At 62.3% G+C, this 24,711-nt stretch carries 24 protein-coding genes; 15 read left to right on the forward strand and 9 right to left on the reverse strand.

Going from position 1 to position 24,711, the window contains the following annotated elements; translation table 11 throughout:
• Positions 1 to 34: 34 nt before the first annotated feature.
• The 5 genes from UCMB321_RS19250 to UCMB321_RS19270 all read right to left on the reverse strand — a co-directional run bounded on the left by UCMB321_RS19250 (position 35) and on the right by UCMB321_RS19270 (position 4,212).
• Positions 35 to 799 carry an ABC transporter ATP-binding protein gene (locus UCMB321_RS19250; RefSeq protein ID WP_040069904.1) on the reverse strand — a complete coding sequence of 255 codons (765 nt, stop codon included), beginning with the start codon at positions 797 to 799 and terminating at the stop codon, positions 35 to 37.
• A 19-nt stretch (positions 800 to 818) separates the two neighbouring features.
• Positions 819 to 1,931, reverse strand: coding sequence for a succinylglutamate desuccinylase/aspartoacylase family protein (locus tag UCMB321_RS19255; protein WP_040069906.1), 1,113 nt, complete (start codon positions 1,929 to 1,931; stop codon positions 819 to 821).
• Between the two features lie 9 nt (positions 1,932 to 1,940).
• Positions 1,941 to 2,639, reverse strand: coding sequence for an ABC transporter permease (locus tag UCMB321_RS19260; RefSeq protein WP_040069908.1), 699 nt, complete (start codon positions 2,637 to 2,639; stop codon positions 1,941 to 1,943).
• A gap of 15 nt (positions 2,640 to 2,654) precedes the next feature.
• A complete protein-coding gene (locus UCMB321_RS19265; RefSeq protein WP_040069911.1) occupies positions 2,655 to 3,344 on the reverse strand; it encodes an ABC transporter permease in 690 nt (229 codons plus the stop codon).
• Between the two features lie 91 nt (positions 3,345 to 3,435).
• Positions 3,436 to 4,212, reverse strand: coding sequence for an ABC transporter substrate-binding protein (locus UCMB321_RS19270; RefSeq protein ID WP_040069913.1), 777 nt, complete (start codon positions 4,210 to 4,212; stop codon positions 3,436 to 3,438).
• A gap of 267 nt (positions 4,213 to 4,479) precedes the next feature.
• On the opposite strand from UCMB321_RS19270, the gene UCMB321_RS19275 reads away from it, so the two are divergent.
• From UCMB321_RS19275 to csrA, 7 genes are all read left to right on the forward strand, one after another.
• Positions 4,480 to 5,010, forward strand: coding sequence for a hypothetical protein (locus tag UCMB321_RS19275; RefSeq protein WP_040069915.1), 531 nt, complete (start codon positions 4,480 to 4,482; stop codon positions 5,008 to 5,010).
• Positions 5,011 to 5,090: 80 nt separating this feature from the next.
• The gene (locus tag UCMB321_RS19280; protein ID WP_040069917.1) at positions 5,091 to 5,279 is read left to right on the forward strand and encodes a PLDc N-terminal domain-containing protein; all 189 of its coding nucleotides are present in this window, start codon (positions 5,091 to 5,093) and stop codon (positions 5,277 to 5,279) included.
• 244 nt (positions 5,280 to 5,523) lie between these two features.
• Positions 5,524 to 5,733 (forward strand): hypothetical protein, encoded by a 210-nt coding sequence (locus tag UCMB321_RS19285; RefSeq protein WP_052451315.1) that lies wholly within the window; start codon positions 5,524 to 5,526, stop codon positions 5,731 to 5,733.
• Between the two features lie 171 nt (positions 5,734 to 5,904).
• Complete coding sequence (gene speE / locus UCMB321_RS19290; RefSeq protein ID WP_040069920.1) at positions 5,905 to 6,780, forward strand: polyamine aminopropyltransferase; 876 nt, start codon at positions 5,905 to 5,907, stop codon at positions 6,778 to 6,780.
• Positions 6,781 to 6,894: 114 nt separating this feature from the next.
• Positions 6,895 to 7,710 (forward strand): SDR family oxidoreductase, encoded by an 816-nt coding sequence (locus UCMB321_RS19295; RefSeq protein ID WP_040069922.1) that lies wholly within the window; start codon positions 6,895 to 6,897, stop codon positions 7,708 to 7,710.
• A 65-nt stretch (positions 7,711 to 7,775) separates the two neighbouring features.
• Positions 7,776 to 8,108: a YnfA family protein gene (locus tag UCMB321_RS19300; protein WP_040069924.1), complete on the forward strand. Its 333-nt coding sequence runs from the start codon at positions 7,776 to 7,778 to the stop codon at positions 8,106 to 8,108.
• 168 nt (positions 8,109 to 8,276) lie between these two features.
• Positions 8,277 to 8,477: a carbon storage regulator CsrA gene (csrA, locus tag UCMB321_RS19305; protein ID WP_040069926.1), complete on the forward strand. Its 201-nt coding sequence runs from the start codon at positions 8,277 to 8,279 to the stop codon at positions 8,475 to 8,477.
• Position 8,478: 1 nt separating this feature from the next.
• On the opposite strand, the gene UCMB321_RS19310 is transcribed toward csrA, so the two are convergent.
• A complete protein-coding gene (locus UCMB321_RS19310) occupies positions 8,479 to 8,706 on the reverse strand; it encodes a YheU family protein (protein ID WP_040069929.1) in 228 nt (75 codons plus the stop codon).
• A gap of 185 nt (positions 8,707 to 8,891) precedes the next feature.
• Between UCMB321_RS19310 and UCMB321_RS19315 the strand changes: the two genes are divergently transcribed.
• Both UCMB321_RS19315 and UCMB321_RS19320 read left to right on the forward strand, forming a co-directional pair.
• On the forward strand, positions 8,892 to 9,743 hold the full coding sequence (locus tag UCMB321_RS19315) for a DNA/RNA non-specific endonuclease (RefSeq protein ID WP_084615106.1): 852 nt from the start codon (positions 8,892 to 8,894) through the stop codon (positions 9,741 to 9,743).
• A 199-nt stretch (positions 9,744 to 9,942) separates the two neighbouring features.
• Positions 9,943 to 14,826, forward strand: a complete 4,884-nt coding sequence (locus UCMB321_RS19320) for an NEL-type E3 ubiquitin ligase domain-containing protein (RefSeq protein ID WP_084615107.1) — start codon at positions 9,943 to 9,945, stop codon at positions 14,824 to 14,826.
• 21 nt (positions 14,827 to 14,847) lie between these two features.
• Here UCMB321_RS19320 and mnmC read toward each other — a convergent pair whose 3' ends face one another.
• Positions 14,848 to 16,860 (reverse strand): bifunctional tRNA (5-methylaminomethyl-2-thiouridine)(34)-methyltransferase MnmC2/FAD-dependent 5-carboxymethylaminomethyl-2-thiouridine(34) oxidoreductase MnmC1, encoded by a 2,013-nt coding sequence (gene mnmC, locus UCMB321_RS19325; RefSeq protein WP_040069931.1) that lies wholly within the window; start codon positions 16,858 to 16,860, stop codon positions 14,848 to 14,850.
• 140 nt (positions 16,861 to 17,000) lie between these two features.
• Here mnmC and pap point away from each other — a divergent pair, with 140 nt between their 5' ends.
• On the forward strand, positions 17,001 to 18,518 hold the full coding sequence (pap, locus tag UCMB321_RS19330) for a polyphosphate:AMP phosphotransferase (protein WP_040069934.1): 1,518 nt from the start codon (positions 17,001 to 17,003) through the stop codon (positions 18,516 to 18,518).
• Positions 18,519 to 18,626: 108 nt separating this feature from the next.
• Positions 18,627 to 19,811 carry a thiolase family protein gene (locus tag UCMB321_RS19335; RefSeq protein ID WP_040069936.1) on the forward strand — a complete coding sequence of 395 codons (1,185 nt, stop codon included), beginning with the start codon at positions 18,627 to 18,629 and terminating at the stop codon, positions 19,809 to 19,811.
• 20 nt (positions 19,812 to 19,831) lie between these two features.
• On the opposite strand, the gene UCMB321_RS19340 is transcribed toward UCMB321_RS19335, so the two are convergent.
• Positions 19,832 to 20,041, reverse strand: coding sequence for a DUF6316 family protein (locus UCMB321_RS19340; RefSeq protein ID WP_040069937.1), 210 nt, complete (start codon positions 20,039 to 20,041; stop codon positions 19,832 to 19,834).
• Between the two features lie 211 nt (positions 20,042 to 20,252).
• Between UCMB321_RS19340 and UCMB321_RS19345 the strand changes: the two genes are divergently transcribed.
• Positions 20,253 to 21,212, forward strand: coding sequence for a DMT family transporter (locus tag UCMB321_RS19345; protein ID WP_040069940.1), 960 nt, complete (start codon positions 20,253 to 20,255; stop codon positions 21,210 to 21,212).
• A gap of 9 nt (positions 21,213 to 21,221) precedes the next feature.
• Here UCMB321_RS19345 and UCMB321_RS19350 read toward each other — a convergent pair whose 3' ends face one another.
• Positions 21,222 to 22,616, reverse strand: coding sequence for a class II fumarate hydratase (locus tag UCMB321_RS19350; protein WP_040069943.1), 1,395 nt, complete (start codon positions 22,614 to 22,616; stop codon positions 21,222 to 21,224).
• A 192-nt stretch (positions 22,617 to 22,808) separates the two neighbouring features.
• On the opposite strand from UCMB321_RS19350, the gene UCMB321_RS19355 reads away from it, so the two are divergent.
• From UCMB321_RS19355 to trhO, 3 genes are all read left to right on the forward strand, one after another.
• Positions 22,809 to 23,336, forward strand: a complete 528-nt coding sequence (locus tag UCMB321_RS19355; protein WP_040069945.1) for a DUF2059 domain-containing protein — start codon at positions 22,809 to 22,811, stop codon at positions 23,334 to 23,336.
• Positions 23,337 to 23,348: 12 nt separating this feature from the next.
• Positions 23,349 to 23,645, forward strand: a complete 297-nt coding sequence (locus UCMB321_RS19360; protein ID WP_040069948.1) for a BolA family protein — start codon at positions 23,349 to 23,351, stop codon at positions 23,643 to 23,645.
• Between the two features lie 118 nt (positions 23,646 to 23,763).
• Positions 23,764 to 24,702: an oxygen-dependent tRNA uridine(34) hydroxylase TrhO gene (gene trhO, locus UCMB321_RS19365; protein WP_040069950.1), complete on the forward strand. Its 939-nt coding sequence runs from the start codon at positions 23,764 to 23,766 to the stop codon at positions 24,700 to 24,702.
• The last annotated feature ends 9 nt before the right edge of the window (positions 24,703 to 24,711 follow it).

Consider the following 24,711-nt stretch of genomic DNA (forward strand, 5'->3'; position numbering starts at 1 on the left):
AGGGCACGGCAACGGTCGGGGCGCGAGGTGGCGGTTATTTCAAGCTGCCGGCGAGGAACTGGCGCAGGCGTTCGGACTGGGGCCTGAGCAGCACTTCGCGTGGGTTGCCGCGTTCTTCGACCTGGCCCTTGTGGAGGAAGACCAACTGGTTGGAGACCTCCCTGGCAAAACCCATTTCATGGGTCACCACGACCATGGTGCGCCCTTCCAGGGCCAGGTCCTGCATGACTTTAAGCACTTCACCGACCAGCTCCGGGTCGAGCGCGGACGTCGGCTCGTCGAAGAGCATCACTTCCGGCTCCATGGCCAGGGCCCGGGCAATCGCCACGCGCTGCTGCTCGCCGCCGGACATATGGGCCGGATAGGCGTCCAGGCGATGCCCCACGCCGACCTTGTTCAAGTAATGTTCGGCCTTTTCCCGGGCTTCCTTCCTGGGCAGCCCCAGGACATGCACGGGAGCCTCCATGACGTTTTCCACGGCGCTCATGTGCGACCAGAGATTGAAGTGCTGGAACACCATCGCCAGTCGTGAACGCATGCGCTGCAACTGCTTCGGCTCGGCGGCCTTGAGCCCGCCCGAGGCGCTGGCCATCAGTTTGAGCGGTTCGCCATTGAGCCGGATGCTCCCGGCATTGGGTTGTTCCAGCAGGTTGATGCAGCGCAGGAAAGTACTTTTCCCGGAGCCGCTGGAGCCGATGAGGCTGATCACATCGCCGGCTTTCGCCTCCAGGGACACGCCCCTGAGCACTTCGTGAGCACCGTAGCTTTTGTGCAGGTCCTGAATTTCAAGTTTGTTCATGCTGTTCACTCTGCTGAAGTCAGTCGCTGAGCAAGCGACCCTGGCGAATAGGGGTATGGCCGGCGACCTTGGCCAGCCACAAGCCGGGTTGGGCGAAACGCAGGCGCTCGCGGGCATAGAGGATGCCGTCGGTGCTGGCGGTCACCACGCTGTGCTGGTCGGTCAAAGGGTCGATGACTTCGAACAGCGGATCGCCGACCTTGACCTGCGCGCCCAACGGTTGCAGGAAGCTGATGACGCCGGGGTGCGGGGCATAGGCATATTGCGCACCGGCGAACGGTGTGGCCTCGCAGCAGTGGGCGGGCGCGGCCGGCCATTTGCCGTTGATCAGGCCCTGTTCGGCGAGGTAGCCAAGGATCTGCTCGGCACTGGCGATGCACGGTTCGCGATCGGTATCGGCCATGCCACGCAATTCAATGGTGGTGGCCACGCAGGCGAGGGGAATATTGGCCCGTGGGAAGCGCTTGGCCAACTGTAACCAGGGGCCGGCACAGGCCTCGTCGAAGGCATTGCCGCCCGCCTCCTCGGCCAGCAGGGCGGCGCCGGCCCCGAGGCGCGCGGCCAGGGAGCGCAGGCGTGCCCAGTTTTGCGGCAGGGCGTAGAGCAGCATGATCGACTCGAAGTCGCAGTGCAGGTCCAGCACCACATCGGCATCGCAGGCATGGCGCAGCAACAGGCGGCGTAAACCGTCGAGTTCCGAGGTGGCCGGGGGCATGTGCTCGATGACCTCGAGCATGGCGCGTCGAATCAGGGCGACGTTGACTCCGGCGTCCGCGCCCAGCTGACCTTCCAGCTGTCGGGCCACGGCGTCGGTCAGTTCCGGGAAGTCGCGATTGAAGTTCTTCCCGCTGGAGAACTCGAAACGGCCCTGATGGGTGGCCTGGAACATCTGGCCGATGCCGATGGGGTTGGCCATGGGCACCAGTTCGATCACCCCGGTCAGGCGACCCTGGTCTTCCAGTTCGCGCAGGCGGCGCTTGAGTTCGACGGCGACGCGCATGCCCGGCAGTTCGTCGGCGTGCAACGAGGCCTGGATATAAGCCTTGCGCGAGCCGCTGCCGAAGCGAAACAGCGACAGCTGGCGTTCGGTGCCCGTGGCGCTCCAGGGCAGGACGTAGTGTATGGGCTGCATGGGAGTTCCTTAATGTTTGCGTGGCGCCAGATACGCCAGCCAATGGCGCTCGGCCAGCTTGAACAGACGCACGAGGACGAAGGTCATGGCCAGGTAGATCAGGCCGGCGGTGATGAAGGCTTCGAACGGCAGATAGAAGCGCGCACTGACGGTGCGGGCCGCGCCGGTGATATCGACGAGGGTGACGATCGACGCCAGGCTGGTGGTTTGCAACATCATCAGCACTTCGTTGCTGTACTGCGGCAGCGCGCGGCGCAGGGCCGAAGGCAGGAGAATGCGCCGGTACAGGGTCAGGCGCGACATGCCCATGGCCCGGGCGGCCTCGATCTCGCCGCCCGGCGTCGACTTCAGGCTGCCGGCGAGCAACTCGGCGCTGTAGGCGCTGGTGTTGATGGCAAAGGCCAGGCAGGCGCAAAAGGTCGCGCTGGACAGGTAGGGCCAGAGCAGGCTCTGGCGAACCGCTTCAAACTGCGCCAGGCCGTAGTAGATGAGGAACAATTGCACCAGCATCGGCGTGCCGCGGATCACGTAGGTGTACAGCCAGGCCGGGGCGTTCAGCAGCGGTGAGCGCGATACCCGCAGCAGCGCCAGGGGGATGGCCAGCAGCAGCCCCAGGGCCAGGGAAATCAGCAGCACCTTGAGGGTCAGCAGCGCACCACCGAGGTAAAGTGGCAGGTTTTGCCAGATCAGGTTGTAATCGAGAATCATGGGTGGGCTCTCCACTCACAGTTCGGCGGCTTTGATGCCGACCGAATAGCGTTTTTCCAGATGACGCAGCACCAGCAGCGACAGGCTGGTCAGCATCAGGTAAAGCGCCGCCACGGCCAGGAAGAACGTGAAGGGCTCATGGGTCGCATCCGCGGCGTTCTTGGCCTTGAACATCATGTCCTGCAGGCCGATGACCGAGATCAGCGCGGTGGACTTGGTCAGCACCAGCCAGTTGTTGGTGACGCCCGGAATGGCGAAGCGAATCATCTGTGGCACCAGGATCCGGCGGAACACCTGCAGGCGGCTCATGCCGTAGGCCAGTGCAGCTTCGCCTTGACCGTTGTGAATGGCCATGAAGGCACCGCGAAAGGTTTCCGAGAGATAGGCGCCGAAAATGAAGCCCATGGTGCAGACACCGGCAATGAATGGGTTGATGTCGATGTAGCGGGTGGAGCCGAGTGCCAGGGCCAGGCGATTCACCAGATCCTGGCCGCCATAGAAAATCAGCAGAATCAGTACCAGGTCGGGGATGCCGCGGATGAGGGTGGTGTAACCCTCGCCCAGCATCGCCAGCCATTTGAGCGGTGACAAACGAAAGGCTGCACCGATCAGGCCCAGGACAATGGCCATGGCCATGGCGCTCAGGGCCAGATTGATGGTCAGCCAGGCACCATCGAGAATGCTCGATCCGTAGCCGTGGAGCATGATGAAGTTCCTCGCCCGCGACGCCGACAGGCGTGCGGGAAAAGCGGAAGAAGGGCGCCCGCGTCAGGCCGGCGCCAGGTTACGGGCAGGCTTACTCGCCGTAGATATCGAAGGCGAAGTACTTGGCCTGTATCTGTTGGTACTTGCCATTGGCGCGCAGGGCGTCGATGGCCGCGTTCAGGCGCGTGGCGTTTGCGCTGTCGCCCTTGCGCAGGGCGATGCCGGCGCCCCGGCCGAAGTATTTCGGGTCGTTGATGTCCGGCCCGACCAGCGCGAAGCCTTTGCCTGCCGGCGTTTTGATAAAGCTCTCATCGGTGTTGACGATGTCGGCCAGGGTGGCATCCAGGCGACCCGCGGCCAGGTCGAGGAAAGCTTCGTTCTGCGAGGCGTAGCGCACGACCTCGACGCCGGCGCTCTCCAACTGCTCGGTGGCGAAGCGGTCGTAGGTGGAGGCGCGCTGCACCCCGACTTTCCTGCCCTTGAGATCCACCAGTGGGTCGTTGATCACGCCGCCGGCCTTCATCGCGAACTTGCCCGGCGTGTGGTAGTACTTTTTGCTGAAATCGACCGATTTCAGGCGGTCGTCGGTGATCGACATCGACGACAGCACCGCATCGATCTTGTGCACCTTGAGTGAGGGGATCATCCCGTCGAACGCCTGGATCACCCATTGGCACTTGACCTTCATCTCGGCGCACAGGGCATTGCCGATGTCATAGTCGAAACCGCCGAGGTCACCCTCCGGGGTCTTGTAGGAGAAGGGCGGGTAGGCGGCTTCGATACCGATACGCAGGCTGTCCTCGTCGGCATGGGCCAGGATGCTGAAGGCGCAGAGGGCCAGGGCACCTAGAAGTCCGGTCTTGTTCATATTGTTGACTCCGGTTGTCGGGGGGCTGAAACGTGGGCGAGGTGCCGTCCGGGCTGGCGTGGCGGTGGTGTCCGCCTGATCTAGTCGTGGCTATAAATGACATGTTTTATTTCAAAAATCAATTTTATGAAAATAAAAATGCCAAACGGTGCTGTGACGACAACGTTTGTTGGGTCGGTAGCGGGGAGGCGGACGCAGGCGGCCCGGCGGCTGGGTGAATTGGTGTATCCTTCGCGGCTGTCATTTTCCCCGCGCCAGGACCTGCCCATGAAAACCGCCCTCGTCGAACTCATCAGCAAAATCAGCTCCGGCTGCATGGGCGAGGCCGAAATCCTGCAGATCGCCGATGAAGCGGCCCAGGCCTACGCCGACGACGCCGGCTTCCTGGCGGCCAATCCGGACATCAACTACGACGACAGCTTTCCGATTCCCTTGGGCGAATGGGTGGTGGTCGGCAGCCTGCCCGAGACGGTGCTGTTCCAGGCCGATACCTACATGGATCTGTTCGCCCGGATCGTCGACTCCTTTGGCAAGGACGTCCCTTTCAACATCAAGCCCAAGCAACTGGCCAAGGTCGAACCCTTGACCGCCTTGAACCGTATCCAGATCCAACTGAGCAGCATGAACCCGGAAATGGGCGGCTACGTGCTGGTGAATTTCAGCCAGTTGCTCGACGACGAACTCCAGGCGGTGCTGGTCTACGGCAATGACCTGCCGCGGGTGCTGGCCCTGTGCGAAGAAGTCGGGATTGCCGCCGCGCCCTCGCTGGAAGCCCTGCGGGTCGCGTTGCACGTCTGACCCCGCCAGTTCCCGATAAAGTGATCCCTGGCGGCAGCCGGCTATCCTATGGGGGCAGATCCATATCAAGGAGCAAGACCATGGGTTCGACTTTCAATGGCTTGATCAGCCTGATCATCCTGGCGCTGGACATCTGGGCCATCCTCAATGTGCTGAAAAGCGGCGCCGAAACCGGGATGAAGATCCTCTGGGTGCTGCTGATCATCCTGCTGCCGGTGCTAGGCCTGATCATCTGGGCCATCGCCGGGCCGCGGGGCAATCTGCGCTAGTGGCCGTGAATGCACGCTTGACCGAGGTGTTCAGCCGGGAGATGACGGAACGTCATTCGGGTCGTATTTCGGAAATTGCCTACGGTTCTGATTGTGGTGGGCTGACAGTGTTTATGCGGGCGAACGACTAGGGTTTGAACAGGGTAAAAAGCTTGGAAGCTTTGCCCCCCGGACCTCTCTTGATTCAAGGGATGAGCTGTCTCGAAACCCTACGCTAAAGGATTAGCCCATGCAGGAAATGAGTATGGAACAGGCCCAGCTTGAGAAAACCCATGTCGAGATCGCCAAGCTCCTCGCCGAGCAGAACAAACTCAATGCCGAGCAACACAAGCTCATTGCCGAGGCGGCAAAGATAACGCTTGAAACATTCTGGTACCCGCTCGCGATTGCCGTTGGCGTTCTCGGTACTGTATCGACGGTCACTGCGCTGTTGATCAAATACTTCGTTCTTTGAGCGGCCGGCAGCCTTTGTCCGGGAAGCTTCGATCTGTCATCGTTCGCAACGTAGAATGCGGGCCTTTCTCGGATCATCGCGGCAATGGCCATTCGCGCCCGTTGTTTGTTCGATGACCCGCCATGGGCGGGTAACCGTCCGTTGCCACCCGCATTCGCCGGAGCGCTTCCCATGAGCAGCACGCCTGAAACCCATTATCAGGAAACCCTCTACGACGGCTACGGCCAGCGTTTTCGCATGGACAAGCTGCTGCACGAGGTGCGCACCGGGCACCAGCACCTGGTGATCTTCGAAAACGCCCGCATGGGCCGGGTCATGGCCCTGGACGGTGTGATCCAGACCACCGAAGCCGATGAGTTCATTTACCACGAAATGCTCACCCATGTGCCGATCCTGGCCCATGGCAGTGCCAAGCGCGTGCTGATCATTGGCGGTGGCGACGGTGGCATGCTGCGTGAAGTGGCCAAGCACCGTGGCGTCGAGCACATCACCATGGTCGAGATCGACGCCACCGTGGTCGACCTGTGCAAGCGGTTCCTGCCCGAGCACTCCAAGGGCGCGTTCGACGATGCGCGGCTGAACCTGGTGATTGACGACGGCATGCGTTTCGTCGCCACCACCGAGGAAAAATTCGATGTCATCATCTCCGATTCCACCGACCCGATCGGTCCCGGGGAAGTGCTGTTTTCCGAGAACTTCTACCAGGCCTGTCGTCGCTGCCTGAACGACGGCGGCATCCTGGTGACCCAGAACGGCACGCCATTCATGCAGTTGGCCGAGGTGCAGACCACGGCGGGGCGCCTGCGCAGCCTGTTCCCGGACTGGCACTTCTACCAGGCCGCGGTACCGACCTACATCGGTGGTGCCATGACCTTTGCCTGGGGCGCGACCCACACCACCTCCCGCAAACTGTCGCTGGACACCCTGCGCCAGCGCTTTGCCGGCAGCGGTATCGTCACCCGCTACTACAACCCCGAGATCCACATCGGCGCATTTGCCTTGCCGCAATACGTGTTGCAGGCGGTGAACAAACCGAGCAACGACTGATGCGCTGAGAGCAAGCTTTGCCTGGGGCATTCAGCAATCTGATGGTGCATGGGCCGGCGGTGGTCCTTCGCTACACTGCCGATCATCGTCCCCAGAACCCACAAGGCATCTGCTATGCACAATCGCATCATGATCACTGGCGCCGGCTCCGGCCTTGGCCGCGAAATCGCACTGCGCTGGGCCCGCGAAGGCTGGCGCCTGGCGCTGTCCGATGTCAGCGAGCCCGGCTTGCAGGAAACCCTGAGACTGGTGCGTGAAGCCGGAGGCGACGGCTTCACCCAGCGTTGTGACGTGCGTGACTACAGCCAGTTGACCGCCTTGGCCCAGGCGTGCGAGGTCAAGTTTGGCGGTATCGATGTGATCGTCAACAACGCTGGCGTTGCCTCTGGCGGGTTCTTCAGCGAGCTGTCCCTGGAAGACTGGGACTGGCAGATCGCGATCAACCTGATGGGGGTGGTCAAGGGGTGCAAGGCGTTCCTGCCGCTGCTGGAACAGAGCAAGGGCAAGATCATCAATATCGCCTCCATGGCGGCCCTGATGCAGGGGCCGGCCATGAGCAACTACAACGTGGCCAAGGCCGGTGTCGTGGCGTTGTCCGAAAGCCTGTTGATCGAACTCGCGCAACAGGAAGTCGGCGTGCACGTGGTCTGTCCTTCGTTTTTCCAGACCAATCTGCTGGACTCTTTCCGCGGGCCTACGCCAGCGATGAAGGCCCAGGTCGGCAAGCTGTTGGAAAGCTCGCCGATCAGTGCGAGCGACATCGCCGACTACATCTACACCCGGGTGGGCCAGGGCGAGTTCATGATCCTGCCCCATGAACAGGGCCGCCAGGCCTGGGCCCTCAAACAGAAGAATCCGCAGCTGCTCTATGACGAAATGACCGTGATGGCCGACAAGATGCGGGCCAAGGCCAGACAAGTTCCTCATTGAGCTTGCTCGCGACTCGACGGCTGGTTAGGGTTGCCGGCAACGTGCAATCCTGACGAGTATCCGGTGTGATCAATTATCTATGGTTCTTTCTCGCGGCCCTGTTTGAAATCGCCGGTTGCTATGCCTTCTGGATGTGGCTGCGATTGGGCAAGAGCGCCTGGTGGATCGCCCCCGCGCTTTTGAGCCTGACGCTGTTTGCGCTGCTGTTGACCAAGGTCGAGGCAAGTTACGCCGGTCGGGCCTACGCGGCGTACGGCGGTATCTACATCATTGCTTCCATCGCCTGGCTGGGCGTGATCGAGCGTATTCGTCCCCTGGGTTCCGACTGGTTGGGGGCCGCGCTCTGTGTTCTGGGGGCCAGCATCATCCTGTTGGGGCCACGTTTTTCAGCGTCCTGAGTCGGGCCCTGTTCAGTAAAATCTCCGACTTGGCCAAGTAAGCAATCTGATTCTGTAGGGCGAATCGACCCTGTCGGTCAGGGTGGGCTGATTTGCCGTTCCTGCATTGAAGGCGGTCATCGGGGCGGGCAGTCTTGGGCGCTTATTAAACCCTTGAGGATGAGTGCCATGCTTGTACTGAGCCGCGTCGTGGGCGAGATGATTTCCATCGGCGATAACATCACCGTACGGATTCTCGCTGTTAACGGTAATCACGTTCGTTTCGGTGTCGAGGCGCCGAAGCACGTCAATGTGCACCGGGCGGAAATCTACCGGCGGATCCTGACCAAGCTGGGGGAGCCGGAACCTGCCCGCGACTCCGTTCTCTAGATCAGTCGAAGAACTCTTTCGGCACCGCGTGCCTGGGCAGCAACTGGCATTGCTCGCTTTCGATATCGAAGAAGATCACCGCCTGGCCCTTGCTCAACGCGTGGCGCACGCGCAGCACGCGGGTTTCCTGGGGCGTGTCGTCACCGTTGTCGGTACCGTCGCGGCTGACGAAGTCTTCGATCAGGCGGGTGAGGGTATCGGGCTCGAGTTGGTCGTAGGGAATCAGCATGGAATCGTCTCTGGCGGCTATGAGGCCTGATGCTACTGCGCCAAGGCTTGTCGGGCTACATCGGCGAGATTCAATGACATGCCTCGCGCGTATTTCACCGGAGTCTGACAGACGCGGGCAACACAGAAGGTGTTTCCTTTCGGCTGGGCTGCCAAGGGCAGATCTCGCCGATGAGGAACGACCGAATGAATCATGTTGTAGTCCATCACATTACGCCGGGCTTGCGCCCGGCACTGGCCGATACGCGTGGCTGCGTTGGCCTGCGGGCGCTCTGCTGCGGACTGTTGCTGGGGTTGGGGGGCTGTACCTCATTGCACAGTCCGGTGTCCGTCCCGGAGCCGGCGGTCGAAGAGACGGTTGCTCCAGGGCGGATCACCCTGGTCCGGGACGGTTTCAGCCTGACCTATGACTGTAAAAATCGCACGGCGGTCAGGTACGCGTATCAACTGAGCGCGGATACAGGCAGTGCAAAACGGCCCAAGGGTTTCGAACTCGACCCCGATCTGCCCGCCGGGTGCCCGACGCAATTTTCCGCCAAGGGATACAGCGCGGTGCCCGGCTGGGATCGGGGGCACCTGGTGCCCTCCAATCAGATGGACCACAGCGCGCTGGCGATTCGCCAAGCCCATTACATGAGCAATATCGTGCCCCAGGCCGCGCGCTTCAACCAGGGGATCTGGGTGCAAACGGAGGAACTCTCCGAGTGCTATCGCGACCTGGCTCCGGTGCAGGTCTACGGCGGGGTGGTCCATGGGAATACGGAGAACGACTTCTTTCTGGAGTCCCATGGTATCCGGACACCGGACGCGTTCTGGAAAACCGTCCTGACCACCGATGCGCACGGACAAACCCGGGCCATCAGCTGGTACATCCCCAACCAGCCGACGTTGCAACCGCTGGACCGCTACATTCACAGCATCGCGGAACTGGAGGTTTTGCTGGGGGCGGACACTATCGGCATCGAGGTGAGCGACGCGATCAAGGCGCAGAAGCCCACGCGCACCTGGCCGAGGCCGCGCGATTGCGACCTGGGCTGAGCCAGCCAGAGCCGGGTCCTTGAGCGCCCCGCCGGGAGGGGCCGGGCTCTGCGCCGCGTGGCTCGACCGGGTGCTATCCGGCTATCGAAATGATTCGAGTTTTTGTTTTAACTTGCTGATAAATAACAAGTTTTTTGTGATTTTAAAGCATGGGAAGGCTGATACCCTCGAAGGACATGGACGATAAGGGTATTTCCACATGTTGAAAGGATCGAGTGCCGGCGAACCAGATTCGGTGCCGGACGAACATAGCGCCAATGAAGAGGTGATCAAGGCCAATGCCCCGCCCTGGTTGCTGGAGGCCCGTAGCGAAGACATCGCTCGACTAGGCGAGCACTTGCGCAGGAGTCAGTTTTTCAAGGAGGAAGTGTCCTCATGGGTCAAGGATCTGCAAACCGTCCGGTATTTTTGCGAGCCGTTGCTGGAGACGGCACTGCGGGATCGATTCGGAGCGGGGCTGGATATGCATCGCGATCGACTGAGAATTGCCGATCGATGGCCGGTGGTGTCGCTGTCGCCTCCGGTAGGGCCGAGCCGTGTCTTTCCGATGACCTATTCCAGCCACAGTTTGCTGGAGGCCGCTTTACAGAACTTCGCTGCAGACGAGCGTCTTCCGCCCGATTCCCATCTGAGTCTGATCCGCGACGCAACGCCGCCGTCGACGCCGACGATCAGCGTGGCGTCATTCGTCGAACTGGTGCGCGAGCTGGATCTGGGCGGTCGCTATCAGCAGCATCTGTGTAGGGTTTTCCACCTTCAGGAAGAGGCAGGGCACGAGCCGGACAGTGACGGATTGCGTATCGGGTTCAGCCTCCAGCAACAAAAAAAAACCGACATGTTGGTGGATGCTTATATCGCCTACATGAAAAAAGACATCGATGACATTGCACTTCAACAGATCCGCCAATTGATCGAGTCGAATGTCATCGTTGGGCTGGATGGCTCAAGGCTGATCGCCAACGAGTTGCGGATGCTGGGTGTGACGTTGTCGGGCATTTGCCTGTTCACCTTGCAGAATGTGCCGCAGACCGCGCCGGCCAGCATGAAGAGCCGAGTGTTGGTGCATATTCCCAATGATCCGCTCACGTGTTTCAAGCTCTACAACTCGCTTGAAGCCTTCCACGAGGAACTGCGAATCCGCCTTTGGCACCCCGCGTACCAGCGGTTCTTCTGCGGTTTTGCCAGCCAGCGCGAGCTGCCGGGTTTTCTGTCGCAGCTGAGGACGCGCCTGACCCTTGAGAGCCGGGATGCCGCTGGCAAGGTCATCCCGTCGCTGAATCACGCAGCCGATTTGCAGTTGAGGCCAGAGCCGCTGAGTCGCCAGTTGTTTTTCCATCTTTATGACCAACAGATCGTGCGGCTCCAGGAGGATGCACGGGCCGTTGCCGTGCCGACCGAAGATGTCGATCAGGATGCCCGTCAGGCCAGGTATCTGTCCCGGTTGGGCCTGGGCATGACGCTGCTGAACCTGGCCGCCTTTGCCAACCCCTGGTTGGGCTTGCTGATGATGGGGGTGGCGGTCGGGCAACTGCTGGCGGAAACCTATGAAGGGTATGAGGACTGGCAGCGCGGTGAACGCGACGAGGCTATTTCGCACATGATGTCGGTGGCCGAGGATATCGTGACGATGGTCGCCATGGGGGCCGCCCTGCATGCGGGAGGCAAGGTGGTCAAAGGCGTAATGCGTCATTATTCGAGCTTTGTCGAGGATCTGCAGCCGGTCCTGTCCAGCGATGGGCGCTACCGGTTGTGGCAGGCGAACCTGCAGCCCTACCAGCATGATGTACCCCGGTTGGCAGACAAGGCACCGGACCGGGAGGGGTTTTACCCAAGTGACGACAGCGCCGACAGCGACCGTTACCTGGATATCGCCGGCCAGTCTTATCGCGGCTATCACGACGAACTGGCCGGGGGCTGGCGGCTGCGCCATCCGACTCGCGAGTCGGCCTACCGGCCCTTGCTTGAGCACAATGGCGCCGGTGCCTGGAGGCTGGTCCACGAATGGCCCTTGCAATGGCACGATCCGGTTTACCTGTTTCGTCGCCTGGGGCCCGAGGTCCGTTCCCTGAGCGATGCAACGATCGAGCGGATCCTGTCGATTCACGGACTCGACGAATCGCTGCTGCGTCGGATGCACATGAATCAGGCAACGATCCCGGCACCGGTGCTCGACTCGATACGGCGTTTCAGACTGGATCGCGAGTTGAGCTGGCTGCTCGCACCCGCCGATGCGCCAGCATCGGCCACGGCCCGCTTGCTCGACCTGAAGTTGCAGATCCTGCCAAGTCTCCAGGGCTGGCCCCGTGACCACACGTTGACGCTGCTGGACAGGACGCGCAAACCGCTGCGCGAATACGGGGCGGACCTGACCCAGCAGCCGCGGCGCTTGATCGTACACGCCGAGGACATCGAGGCGGACGGATTGACGGTGGTTCTGGACAAACTGATGCTTCAGGATCGCAGGGCTCTGCTCGGTCTGGAGGGGGACGCTGATGAGGCGCCTGAGCTTCTGGAGGGCGTGCTGCGCAAGCATGTGCGTGATCAGGGTGCTACGGTGTTCCAGCGTCTCTACAGGCTCTACTGCCTGACCGATGACGGGTTGCCGTTGAGCATGAGGCGACGCTTTCCTGACCTGCCGAGTGGGGCCTTGCGGGAAATACTGGGGCAGGCGAACGATGTGCTGAAAGGACGCATGGAGCTGCGCGAACGCCTGCCCTTGCAGTTGATTGAAGAGGCCAATCAGAGCCTGCGTGAAATACGGGTCAATCATGCCCTGGACGGTGGCTTTCTCGAGAGCCCGGGCAGTCTGGATACGGCCAGGTTGCAGTTGCCCCTGCTGAAGACGCTGGAGGGGTGGCCCAAGGATGTGCACCTGGAGATTCGCCAGGACCGATTCGATGGCCCCTTGTTGACCGAGCTGGGCGATGACGATTTGCCCCGGCACCGGGTTCTGGTCAGGACCGCGCAAGGCTATCAGGCCTTTGATCGTACGGGCCTGGCGTTGGGGCGGCGGGTCAAGGGCCGCGAGGCACTGAGCGCTGCCTTGCTGAGCGGCCTGCGGTTGAGCGAGCGTGAGGCGCTGGGGTTCAAGCTGGACGAAGCCGACGTGTTGCACCAGCGGCTGATGTCTGACCTGCTGGCGCGTCCACGTGTCGAACTCGAAGAGACCCTCGGTCTCCCGGCGCGCAAGTCCGGACAGCGCCCGCCGGCCTGGCGTGAACGCGAGACCTCGGGCTGTCTGCGCGTCAGACGCGGCGGTGTTCATGGATCGCGACGCGGGTTGCGCCGGGTGACCCGACTGTATCCCGATCTCTGTGAGCCGGAGGCGCGCAACTTCTATTTTTCCCTCGGCGACGATCCGCTCCAGGTCAGAAGCCGGCTTGAGGCGCTCGAGGAGGAACTGCGGCAGTTGAATCTGACGCTGTTCGATTGGCGAGGGGAGGAGGTGCGTATCCACCGGTCGCACGCCTGGCTGGGCGGCGTGGCCGAGAGCCGTGAACAGGCCGCCGAGATCATCGAGCGTTGCTGGCGGCGACAAACGCCCAAGACCTATGACGAGAATGGCGTGGTCATTGGTCGCAGTCTGAGTCTGGCGGGTTTGCGCGTCGACAGTTTGCCGAGCTTGCCCTTCGGGATCAGTTTCGATCACGTCACCGAGCTTTCGTTGAAGAGTATGGGCCTGGCGCGTATTCCCGAAGATTTTCTCGAGCATTTTTCCAATCTGCGCAAACTGGAGTTGAACAACAATCAGCTCGAGTTCCTGCCGAGCGCGATTGCCGATATGCGCCAGCTCAGGGAACTGTACGTGCAGGACAACCGGATCGCGCTGACCCCGGGTGCGGTCAATGTGCTGTCGAGCCTGGGTAATCTTGAAGTCCTGAATCTGAGCCGCAACTTCGATATCCGCTTGCTGGATGTCGGCCAGATGCCGCACCTGCGCCGCCTGCTCCTGCGCGGGACGGGCATCGACAGCTTGCCGCCAGGCCTGTTGACGCGGATTCGCCTGTACGAAGCGGACCTGCGTGACAACCGGATCCGCAGCGTGCCGAACGATCTGTACACGGCGCCTTCACCGATCAATCGGCGGATCATCCTGCGTAACAACCCCTTTACGGTGGACGATCAGAATCTGTTGGCCGCCTATCGGACACGTACCGGCCTCACCTTCGGCATTCCGGAGACGGAACTGGCGTTGGATGAGTACAGTGCGCGCCAGCGCTGGCTGGCCGATATAGAAGATGTGGAGCGCCGTGACACCTTGCGGGACCTGTGGCATGACTTGCGGCATGAAGAGGGTTCCGAGGAGTTTTTCATGTTGTTGGGGCGCTTGAGCGGTAGCGCGGAGTATCAGAAGATTCGCGCGGACCTGACGCGACGTGTCTGGGAGGTGCTGGGGGAGGCGGCCGAAGACACAACGTTACGCGGTGAGCTGTTCGACCTGGCGGCCGACCCGCTGACGTGCGTCGACAGTGCCGCGCGAAATTTCAGCCATCTGGAAGTCCGGATGTTGCTGGCCAGGGCCCGGACCCTGGCGGCCAGAAGCGATGAACCGACGGAGTTGCTGAAGTTGGCGCGCGGTCTGTTTCGTCTGGAGCGTATTGACGAGATTGCCAGGGATCATGTCAAGTCGCTGCGCGACAGCCCCAAGGTGCCTTCAGCGAGCGCGGTCGATGAGCTCGAAGTGCACCTGGCCTATCGGGTGGGGTTGGGGCGTTCCCTGTATCTGCCCGGGCAGCCGAAGGAAATGTTCTTCAGGTCGATTGCTGATGTCACCGAGGAGCAGATCCTGGAGTCCCGCAGTCGTATCCGGGAGGCTGAGTGCACATCGGCATTGACGAGCTTCATTGCTTCGCGCGATTTCTGGATCGACTTCCTGAAAAAGAAATATCCGCGTGATTTCTTCCGGTTCAACAAGCCGTTTCATGATCAGGAAGAAAAACTGCTGGAAAACTCCCCGGATATGCTCAGCGAGTCCTATGCCCGACGTTTGTCCGTGCTGATGGAGAACCGCATCGCCGAAGAGCAGGCCTTTCTCGAAACGCTGACCCAGACCGAACTGGATGAGCATCCCGAGCCGTTCTGAGTCGGCGTCGGGTGGATAAATTCAGGCACCTGCCCGAGGCTTGCCCTGGCCTCGAATCAGCGCCCGCAAGGCGAAGCGATTCGGATGGCAGGCCTCGGCGACGCTGCGGGGCAGCGGCAGCGGCTCGTTCTCCAGCCAGGCGGCCAGCAACTCGCCGGAGAGCGGTGCACTGATCAGGCCTCGGGAGCCGTGGCCGCTGTTGATATACAGCCCTTCAAGCCATGGGCAGGTGACCTGCGGTATCTGCCGGGCATCCCGGGCCAGGATGCCGTAGGCTTCGGCGAAGTGCTCCGGGTCCGCCAGCGGTCCGACCACCGGGAGATAGTCCGCACTGGTGCAGCGAAAGGCGGCACGGCCTTGCAACTGCTCCGGGGGCAGTTCAGCGGCGTTCAGGCGCACCGCCAGATCGCGTGAGATGTCCTGCAACAACGCCAGGTTGCCGAGGTGCTCCGCCGTGGTGGGGGCCAGATCCTCGCTCTTGAAGTCGAAACTGGCGCCCAGGGTATGTTCACCGAGGCGTGCCGGCGCGACATAACCTTCGGCGCAGACCACGGTTTTCAGGGCGGCGCTGTCGGCGGTCTGTGCCAGGCGGGTGATCTGCCCGCGGATGCGCTTGAGCGGCAACCCCGCGCTGGCCGCAAAGCGTTTCACTTCGGCGGCTCCGGCGAGGACCACCACCGGGGCGCTGCCCAGCAGGGTGTCGGCGTCCCACGCCTGCCATTGGTCATCGACCTTGCGCAGTTCGATGGCGTCGCTGTGCAGGCGTACTTCAATGTTCGGGTGCTTGGCCTGCTTCTGGCACAAGGCGGGTGGATGGACCCAGCCGCCTTCCGGGAAGAACAGCCCGCCGTGCTCCAGGGCCACGCCGGCCAGGGCTTCCGACTGGGCTTGATCCAGCACCTGCAACAACTCGGGGCTGAAGGCGGCGGCCAACTGCGCGTGGCGCTCGGCCTCCTTCTCGTCGAAGGCCAGTTGCAGGACCCCGCAACCGTCCCAATCAAGGCCTTTGTGCAACTGTTCGAGCAAGCGCCGGGTATGGCCGAAACCGCTCAGGATCAGTTGTGACAGCGCCGTGCCGTGGGCCGACAGCTTGAGGTAGAGCACGCCTTGCGGGTTGCCCGAGGCTTCCTGGGCCAGGGCCTCGTGGCGTTCCAGCAGGCTGACCTGCCAGCCACGGGCGGCGAGGCTCGCGGCACTGGCACAACCGGCCAGGCCGCCGCCGATCACCAGCGCGCGGCGTTCGCCGATGGGCGGGTGTGGGCGGGCGAACCACGGACTGGCCGGCAACGGTGCGGGGATGTCCGCGGGCCAGCCGATGAAGTCGCCCCGCAGGATCTCCCATTTGTGGCCGATACCGGGGGTGCGACGCATCTTGAAGCCGGCTGCATTCAGTGAGCGGCGAACCCAGCCGGTGCTGGTGAACGTGCTCAGGGTCGCGCCGGGGGCCGCCAGCCGCGCCAGTTCGGCGAACAGTTCGGGGGTCCACATCGCGGGATTTTTCGCCGGGGCGAAGCCATCGAGGAACCAGGCGTCGATCCGGGCGTCCAGTTGCGGCAGCTGTTCCAGGGCATCGCCGATCAACAGCGTCAGGGTCACCCGGCCATCCTCCAGCACCAATCGCTGGAAGCCTTGATGAATGGCGACATACTGGGCGAGCAATTGCGCGCCGAGCATCGCCAGTTCGGGCCAAAGGGCAAGGGCGCGGTGCAGGTCGGCCCGGCTCAGCGGGTACTTTTCCACGCTGACGAAATGCAGGCGGGCGCCCGGCACCGCGCAGCGGTTGAACAACTGCCAGGCGCAGAGGAAATTCAGTCCGGTACCGAAGCCGGTTTCGCCGATCACCAGACGCTCGTTCGGCCCCAGGGCGGCAAAGCGCTCCTCCAGGCGATTCTGCTCGAGGAACACGTAGCGGGTTTCCTCCAGGCCCGAGTGGTCGGAAAAGTACACGTCGTCGAAGACCCGCGAGTGCGGGCGACCTTGGTCATCCCAGTCGATCTGGGCGTGGGCGGGAGGGGGAGGCAATACGCGGGTCATGGGGCAACTCGACGGCAACAAGGCGGCTATTCTAGCCCATTGCCGGACGCCGGATTGATCCACGGCAAGGCCTGGGGATTTCCCGCCACAAAACAGGGCCCGATCCGTTAGTCTTGCGCCATCTTGGAAGGGAGTCGCCCATGTTTGAATCCGCCGAAATCGGTCACGCCATCGACAAAGACACCTACGACGCCGAAGTCCCGGCCCTGCGCGAAGCCTTGCTGGAGGCGCAGTACGAACTCCATCAGCAAAAGCGCTTTCCGGTCATTGTGCTGATCAATGGGATCGAAGGGGCGGGCAAGGGCGAGACGGTCAAGCTGCTCAACGAGTGGATGGACCCACGCCTGATCGAGGTCCGTACCTTCGACCAGCAAACCGATGAGGAACTGGCCCGGCCGCCGGCCTGGCGCTACTGGCGGCAGTTGCCGGCCAAAGGCCGCATGGGCGTGTTCTTCGGCAACTGGTACAGCCAGATGCTGCAGGGGCGGGTGCATGGGCACTTCAAGGACGCCGTGCTGGACCAGGCGATCAATGGCGCCGAGCGCCTGGAGAAAATGCTCTGCGACGAAGGCGCGCTGATCTTCAAGTTCTGGTTCCACCTGTCCAAGAAGCAGATGAAGGCCCGCCTCAAATCCCTGCAGGATGACCCGTTGCACAGCTGGCGCATCAGCCCGTTGGATTGGCAGCAGTCGGAGACTTACGACCAGTTCGTGCATTTCGGCGAGCGGGTGCTGCGCCGCACCAGCCGCGACTATGCCCCCTGGCATGTGGTCGAGGGGGGCGACCCGCATTACCGCAGCCTGACCGTGGGCAAGATCCTCCTCGAAGGGTTGCAGACGGCACTCAAGACCAAGGACGCCAAGCCGCGCCCGACCAATGCCGCGCCCCTGCCTTCGGGGGTGGACGAACTGAGCCTGCTGGGCAGCCTGGACCTGAGCCAGCACCTGGACAAGGATGACTATGAAGAGCAACTGATTACCGAGCAGGCGCGACTGGCCGGCCTGCTGCGGGACAAACGCATGCGCCGGCACGCGCTGGTGGCGGTGTTCGAAGGCAATGACGCGGCAGGCAAGGGGGGAGCGATCCGGCGGGTGGCGGCGGCGCTCGACCCACGGCAATACCGCATCATTCCCATCGCCGCGCCGACCGAGGACGAACGCGCCCAGCCTTACCTCTGGCGGTTCTGGCGGCAGATCCCGGCGCGGGGCAAGTTCACCGTGTTCGACCGCTCCTGGTATGGCCGGGTGCTGGTGGAGCGGATCGAAGGCTTCTGCAGCCAGGCCGACTGGATGCGCGCCTACAGTGAAATCAACGATTTCGAGGAACAACTGAGCGACGCCGGGGTGATTGTGGTGAAGTTCTGGCTGGCCATCGACAAGCAGACCCAGCTGGAGCGCTTCCAGGAACGTGAAGAGATTCCGTTCAAGCGGTTCAAGATCACCGAAGACGATTGGCGCAACCGCGAGAAATGGGACCTGTACCGCGATGCTGTCGGCGATATGGTCGACCGTACCAGCACCGAAGTGGCGCCCTGGACGCTGGTGGAAGCCAATGACAAGCGCTGGGCCCGGGTCAAGGTGCTGCGCACGCTCAACCGGGCGATCGAGGACGCGTTCGAAAAACGCGACAAGCACGACAAGAAGGGCAAGTCGAAGTAGAACGATGGCCGCGCATACGCCGGGTGAATGATTGTCGCGGTCGGGAATCGGGTGGGCTTATGCTCGCTCGATCCTTCAAACCGACAACAACAATCCATGAGGTGGGCCATGCGTGAAGTGGTGATCGTCGACAGCGTGCGGACTGGCCTGGCCAAGTCCTTTCGCGGCAAATTCAACCAGACCCGGCCGGACGACATGGCGGCCCATTGCGTCAATGCCTTGCTCAGCCGCAACGGCATCGACCCGGCCAGCGTCGAGGATTGCATCGTCGGCGCCGGTTCCAACGAAGGTGCGCAGGGCTACAACATCGGGCGCAATGTCGCGGTGTTGTCGAAGCTGGGCACCGGCACCGCCGGCATGACCCTCAATCGCTTCTGCTCGTCGGGCTTGCAGGCCATCGCCATTGCCGCCAACCAGATTGCCTCCGGTTGCAGCGAGATCATCGTCGCCGGCGGGGTCGAATCCATCAGCCTGACGATGAAAAGCGTCAACACCGAAAACCTGATCAACCCGTTGCTCAAGGAGCAGGTGCCCGGGATCTATTTCCCCATGGGCCAGACCGCCGAGATCGTCGCGCGGCGCTACGGTGTCAGTCGCGAGCAGCAGGACCTCTATGCGCTGCAAAGTCAGCAGCGCACCGCCGCCGCCCAGGCTGCGGGGCTGTTCGACGATGAAATCGTGCCGATGGCCGTGACCTACGCGGTCGAGGACAAGGCCAGCGGGCAGATCCAGCGTCTCGAGGGCGTGGTGGATCGCGATGACTGCAATCGTCCGGACACTACGCTGGAAAGTCTGGCCGGGTTGAAACCGGTGTTTGCCGAAGACGGGTCGGTGACGGCGGGCAACTCGTCGCAACTGTCCGATGGTGCCTCGATGACCCTGGTGATGAGCCTGGAAAAGGCCCTGGAGCTGGGGCTCACGCCCAAGGCGCTGTTCCGCGGTTTTGCCGTGGCCGGTTGCGAACCGGACGAGATGGGCATCGGTCCGGTGTTCTCGGTGCCAAGGCTGCTCAAGGCCAAGGGCCTGAGCGTGGCGGACATCGATCTGTGGGAGTTGAACGAGGCGTTTGCCTCCCAGTGCCTGTACAGCCGTGATCGGTTGGGCATCGACAACGAGAAGTACAACGTCAACGGCGGTTCGATTGCCATCGGCCATCCGTTCGGCATGACCGGCTCGCGCCAGGTCGGGCATCTGGTGCGTGAGCTGCAACGGCGCAAGCTGCGTTATGGCATCGTCACCATGTGCGTGGGCGGTGGCATGGGCGCGACGGGACTGTTCGAAGCGTTGCGCTGAGCCGGGGCCAAACCCTGTTTCTACAGGGTTTGGCTGGCCTTGATGGCGTTGGCCAGTTGCATGCGTGTGACATACACCTGGGTTCCGCGCTCGGCATCGGTGCGGGTAAAGAACGGCCCTTCCAGGGTGTTTTCCCGGGTGCTGAAAAAAAACCGGCCGTTGATGGCGGTCACCCGATGACTGCGGAAATGGGTGGCCTCGGTGCTGTCTTGCGCGCGTTTACCGAACATGGCGAAATCTCGCTGGTGAACATGGCTGTCAAGAATTCAGCATAAAACGTATAAAGATAGCGCGCCTGACCACCCGATCAATGGCAGGAGCCAATTTATTGGCGACGCTCCTGGTACGGTCGAGGTCGCATCCGGCTGCGGTTTCCGGCTGCGTTGCCGCATCTGCCGGGTCTAGAATGGCGGCATCCCCCACATGGCCACAGGACTCCTCATGCACATCTCATCCGGTCGCTGGGGTTATGGTCTGTTCCTGGCGCTGCTGACCGCCGTGCTCTGGGGCATTCTGCCGATCAAGCTCAAGCTGGTGTTGCAGGTGATGGATCCGGTGACCGTGACCTGGTGCCGATTGATCGTCTCGGGGGGCTTTCTCTTCGTTTACCTGGCGGCGACCCGACGTTTGCCGAGCCGGCGAGACCTCGGGCCCCGTGGCGGTTGGCTGGTGCTGCTGGCGGTGTTTGGCCTGGTGGGCAACTACGTGCTTTACCTCATGGGGCTGAACCGGCTCAGTCCCGGTACCGCGCAACTGGTGGTGCAGATGGGGCCGATCTTCCTGTTGATCGCCAGCCTGTTCGTGTTCAAGGAGCGGTTCAGCCTGGGGCAGGGGATCGGGCTGCTGGTGCTGCTGTTCGGCTTCGGCCTGTTTTTCAACCAGCGCCTGGAAGAGCTGCTGACCTCCCTGGGGACTTACACCGCCGGTGTCCTGCTGGTGCTGTTGGCGTCCACGGTCTGGACCTTCTATGCCTTGAGCCAGAAGCAATTGTTGACGGTGTGGAATTCGTTGCAGGTGATGATGGTGATCTACCTGTCTTGCGCCTTGTTGCTCACGCCCTGGGCGCATCCGGCCGAAGTCCTGCAACTGAGTCCGTTGCAGGGCTGGCTGTTGCTCGCTTGCTGCTTCAACACCCTGGTGGCTTACGGGGCCTTTGCCGAGGCCCTGGCGCACTGGGAGGCCTCGCGGGTCAGCGCGACCCTGGCGATCACGCCCCTGGTGACCTTTGCCGCGGTGGCCCTGGCGGCCTGGCTGTGGCCCGGGTTTGTCCAGGCCGAGGACATCAATGGCCTGGGCTATGGCGGGGCGCTGCTGGTGGTGCTGGGGTCGGCGCTGGTGGCGTTGGGGCCGTCGCTGATAGCCGGGCTCAAGGCCCGGCGCCTGCGCCTGACGGCGAACTGAAGCCCAGCGTCAGCCGTTCTTGCCGGATTCGAGCATGTTCTCCGGGCGGACCCAGGTGTCGAACTCCTCGTCGGTCAGGTAACCGAGTTCCAGCGCCGCCTCGCGCAAGGTCAGGTTTTCTCCATAGGCCTTCTTGGCAATCTGGGCCGCCTTGTCGTAGCCGATATGCGGGTTCAACGCCGTCACCAGCATCAGGCCGCGTTCCAGATGCGCGGCCATCTGCACGGGATCGGGTTCCAGCCCGGCAATGCAGTGCTGCTGGAAATTGCTGCAACCATCCCCGAGCAGACGGATCGACTGCAGCAGGTTGTGGATGATCACCGGTTTGAAGACATTGAGCTGCAGGTGACCCTGGCTCGCGGCAAAGCCGATCGTCACGTCATTGCCCATCACCTGGCAGGCCAGCATCGACAACGCCTCGCACTGGGTCGGGTTGACCTTGCCGGGCATGATCGAACTGCCCGGTTCGTTGGCCGGCAACTTGACCTCGGCCAGCCCGGCACGGGGCCCGGAGCCCAGCAGGCGCAGGTCGTTGGCGATTTTCATCAGGGCCACGGCCAGGGTTTTCAGGGCGCCGGAGAGGGTGGTCAAGGGTTCATGGCCGGCCAGGGCGGCGAACTTGTTCGGTGCGCTGGTGAACGGCAGGCCGGACAGCGCCGCCAGTTCGGCGGCGATCGCCTCGGCAAAGCCATGGGGTGCATTGAGCCCGGTGCCCACGGCCGTGCCGCCCTGGGCCAGTTCGCACACCGCCGGCAACGCCGAGCGAATCGCCCGCTCGGCGTAGCCCAGTTGCGCGATATAGGCCGAGACTTCCTGGCCGAAGGTGATCGGCGTGGCATCCATCATATGGGTGCGCCCGGTCTTCACCAGCTTCATGTGCCGCGCTGCCAGTTCCTTCAGCCCGCCGGACAACTCGGCAATGGCTGGCAACAAATGCCGATACACCGCCTGGGCGGCGGCGATGTGCATCGCGGTGGGGAAACAGTCGTTGGAACTCTGGGAACGGTTGACGTGATCGTTGGGGTGTACTGGCAACTTGCCGCCGCGGCCCTTGCCCGCCAGTTCGTTGGCGCGCCCGGCAATCACTTCGTTGGCGTTCATGTTGCTCTGGGTGCCGCTGCCGGTCTGCCAGACCGCCAGCGGGAATTGGTCGTCATGCCCGCCGAGCAGCACTTCGTCGGCGGCCTGTTCGATCAGCCGGGCGACATCGGCGGGCAGGTCGCCATTGCGGCTGTTGACCCGTGCCGCGGCCTTCTTGATCAGCGCCAGGGCGTGCATGACCGCCAGGGGCATTTTTTCCGTGCCGATGGCGAAGTTGATCAGCGAACGCTGGGTCTGGGCGCCCCAGTAGGCGTCTTCCGGTACATCCACCTGGCCAAGGCTGTCGGTTTCGATGCGGCTCATTCGGGTTCACTCCTGAAGGCGGGTTAGCAAAGTTTAGGTCCTGATCGGGCGCTTGGGTTCCCTTCCGGGTGTTTACCCGTTTCACGACCGCCGGACAGCCGCGCGGCAGCCTCGGGGTTGAGTGACACACTTTGTTAGGCGCAGAATGGTCGCCCTTGGGGTTTTACCTCGCCTGTTTAGAAAGGAAACTCGATGACCCGTCTTCGTGCCCTCTGTACCGCGGTTGCTCTGGTATGCGCCAGCGGCCAGGTTTTCGCCGATACCGCCAGCCACAACGCCAGTGCCGAAGCTTTCCTGACGCTGGCCCATGCCGACAAGCTGGGGACTCCGGTCTACGCGCAAGTGCAGCAAATGTTCGCCCAGCGTTTCGAGCAGACCCAGGCGCCGGCCTCGAAAAAGCCGTTGCTGGACACCTACCAGGCCAAGGCCAATGCCGCCCTGGACCAGGCCATCGGCTGGAACAAGCTGAAGCCGGACATGGTCAAGCTCTACACCGACAACTTCAGCGAATCCGAGCTCAAGGACCTGGTGGCGTTCTACCAGTCGCCACTGGGCAAGAAAGTCCTGGAAAAAATGCCGCAACTGACCCAGCAATCGGCCATGATGACCCAGGCCAAGCTGGAAAGCGCGGTACCGGTGGTGAACAAGCTGCTCGAGGACATGACCAACGAGCTGGCACCCGCCAAGGCCGCAGCGCCGGCAGCCAAGAAAAAGCCGTAAGCGGAGCCTGACATGAGCATGCAGCAACGTATCGAAACCGCATTGGCCGCCCTGCAACCCGAGCACCTGCAAGTCCTGGACGAAAGCCATATGCACAGCCGCGGGTTGCAGACCCATTTCAAGGCGGTGCTGGTCAGCGAACAGTTTGCCGGGTTGAACAGCGTCAAGCGCCACCAGAAGGTCTACGCCACCCTGGGCGACCTGATGAGTGAGTTCCATGCGTTGGCCCTGCATACCTACACCCCTGAAGAGTGGGTGAAAATCGGCGCGGCACCGGCATCGCCGGTCTGCGCCGGCGGAGGGCATTGATCCCTGGTTTTTCGACCGGTGTTTTTTTGCTAGAATCCGCAACGCGCCGCTCTGTCGGCGCGTTTTTTTTGCATCCGGTTCGCCCTTTGCGAGGGCTGCCACCTGGAGAGAATCACCCATGACTCAACCCATAGTCGTGGCGGCACTTTACAAGTTCGTCACCCTGGAAGACTACGTTGCCCTGCGCGAGCCACTGCTGCAGGCGATGGTCGACAACGGCATCAAGGGCACCCTGCTGATCGCCGAAGAAGGCATCAACGGTACCGTTTCCGGTAGCCGCGAAGGCATCGATGGCCTGTTGGCCTGGCTCAAGCTGGATCCGCGGATGGTCGATATCGACCACAAGGAATCCTATTGCGACGACCAGCCGTTCTATCGGACCAAGGTCAAGCTGAAGAAGGAAATCGTCACCCTGGGTGTCGAGGGCGTGGACCCGAACAAGCAGGTCGGCACCTATGTCGATCCGCAGGACTGGAATGCCTTGATCGCTGACCCGGAAGTGTTGCTGATCGACACCCGCAACGATTATGAAGTCTCGATCGGCACCTTCGAAGGCGCCATCGACCCGAAGACCACCAGTTTTCGCGAATTCCCCGACTACATCAAAGCCCATTTCGACCCGGCCAGGCACAAGAAAGTCGCCATGTTCTGCACCGGCGGCATTCGTTGCGAGAAGGCCTCCAGCTACATGCTCGGCGAGGGCTTCGACGAGGTCTATCACCTCAAGGGCGGGATCCTGAAGTACCTCGAAGAGGTGCCCCAGGCGCAAAGCAAGTGGCAGGGCGACTGCTTTGTCTTCGACAATCGCGTCACCGTGCGCCACGACCTCAGCGAAGGCGACTACGATCAATGTCATGCCTGCCGTACACCGGTCAGCGTCGAGGACCGTGCGTCGGAGCACTACGTGGCCGGTATCAGTTGCCCGCATTGCTGGGACAAGTTGAGCGAGAAGACCCGTCGCAGCGCCATCGACCGGCAGAAGCAGATCGAACTGGCCAAGGCACGCAACCAGCCGCACCCGATCGGTTACAACTACCGTCAATCTTCCGAGGACTGAACCATGTCC

The organism is Pseudomonas batumici, assembly GCF_000820515.1.
Classification (GTDB): Bacteria; Pseudomonadota; Gammaproteobacteria; order Pseudomonadales; family Pseudomonadaceae; genus Aquipseudomonas; species Aquipseudomonas batumici.

Bases quoted from the DNA above. Each gene is read 5' to 3' on its own strand.
- UCMB321_RS19355 (WP_040069945.1), top strand. From the start codon at position 22,809: ATGACCCGTCTTCGTGCCCTCTGTACCGCGGTTGCTCTGGTATGCGCC.
- UCMB321_RS19255 (WP_040069906.1), bottom strand. From the start codon at position 1,931: ATGCAGCCCATACACTACGTCCTGCCCTGGAGCGCCACGGGCACCGAA.
- UCMB321_RS19310 (WP_040069929.1), bottom strand. From the start codon at position 8,706: ATGCTGATTCCCTACGACCAACTCGAGCCCGATACCCTCACCCGCCTG.
- csrA (WP_040069926.1), top strand. From the start codon at position 8,277: ATGCTTGTACTGAGCCGCGTCGTGGGCGAGATGATTTCCATCGGCGAT.
- UCMB321_RS19265 (WP_040069911.1), bottom strand. From the start codon at position 3,344: ATGCTCCACGGCTACGGATCGAGCATTCTCGATGGTGCCTGGCTGACC.
- UCMB321_RS19345 (WP_040069940.1), top strand. From the start codon at position 20,253: ATGCACATCTCATCCGGTCGCTGGGGTTATGGTCTGTTCCTGGCGCTG.
- trhO (WP_040069950.1), top strand. From the start codon at position 23,764: ATGACTCAACCCATAGTCGTGGCGGCACTTTACAAGTTCGTCACCCTG.
- mnmC (WP_040069931.1), bottom strand. From the start codon at position 16,860: ATGACCCGCGTATTGCCTCCCCCTCCCGCCCACGCCCAGATCGACTGG.
- UCMB321_RS19320 (WP_084615107.1), top strand. From the start codon at position 9,943: ATGTTGAAAGGATCGAGTGCCGGCGAACCAGATTCGGTGCCGGACGAA.
- speE (WP_040069920.1), top strand. From the start codon at position 5,905: ATGAGCAGCACGCCTGAAACCCATTATCAGGAAACCCTCTACGACGGC.
- pap (WP_040069934.1), top strand. From the start codon at position 17,001: ATGTTTGAATCCGCCGAAATCGGTCACGCCATCGACAAAGACACCTAC.
- UCMB321_RS19275 (WP_040069915.1), top strand. From the start codon at position 4,480: ATGAAAACCGCCCTCGTCGAACTCATCAGCAAAATCAGCTCCGGCTGC.
- UCMB321_RS19260 (WP_040069908.1), bottom strand. From the start codon at position 2,639: ATGATTCTCGATTACAACCTGATCTGGCAAAACCTGCCACTTTACCTC.
- UCMB321_RS19250 (WP_040069904.1), bottom strand. From the start codon at position 799: ATGAACAAACTTGAAATTCAGGACCTGCACAAAAGCTACGGTGCTCAC.
- UCMB321_RS19360 (WP_040069948.1), top strand. From the start codon at position 23,349: ATGAGCATGCAGCAACGTATCGAAACCGCATTGGCCGCCCTGCAACCC.
- UCMB321_RS19285 (WP_052451315.1), top strand. From the start codon at position 5,524: ATGGAACAGGCCCAGCTTGAGAAAACCCATGTCGAGATCGCCAAGCTC.
- UCMB321_RS19350 (WP_040069943.1), bottom strand. From the start codon at position 22,616: ATGAGCCGCATCGAAACCGACAGCCTTGGCCAGGTGGATGTACCGGAA.
- UCMB321_RS19280 (WP_040069917.1), top strand. From the start codon at position 5,091: ATGGGTTCGACTTTCAATGGCTTGATCAGCCTGATCATCCTGGCGCTG.
- UCMB321_RS19270 (WP_040069913.1), bottom strand. From the start codon at position 4,212: ATGAACAAGACCGGACTTCTAGGTGCCCTGGCCCTCTGCGCCTTCAGC.
- UCMB321_RS19335 (WP_040069936.1), top strand. From the start codon at position 18,627: ATGCGTGAAGTGGTGATCGTCGACAGCGTGCGGACTGGCCTGGCCAAG.
- UCMB321_RS19315 (WP_084615106.1), top strand. From the start codon at position 8,892: ATGAATCATGTTGTAGTCCATCACATTACGCCGGGCTTGCGCCCGGCA.
- UCMB321_RS19340 (WP_040069937.1), bottom strand. From the start codon at position 20,041: ATGTTCGGTAAACGCGCGCAAGACAGCACCGAGGCCACCCATTTCCGC.
- UCMB321_RS19295 (WP_040069922.1), top strand. From the start codon at position 6,895: ATGCACAATCGCATCATGATCACTGGCGCCGGCTCCGGCCTTGGCCGC.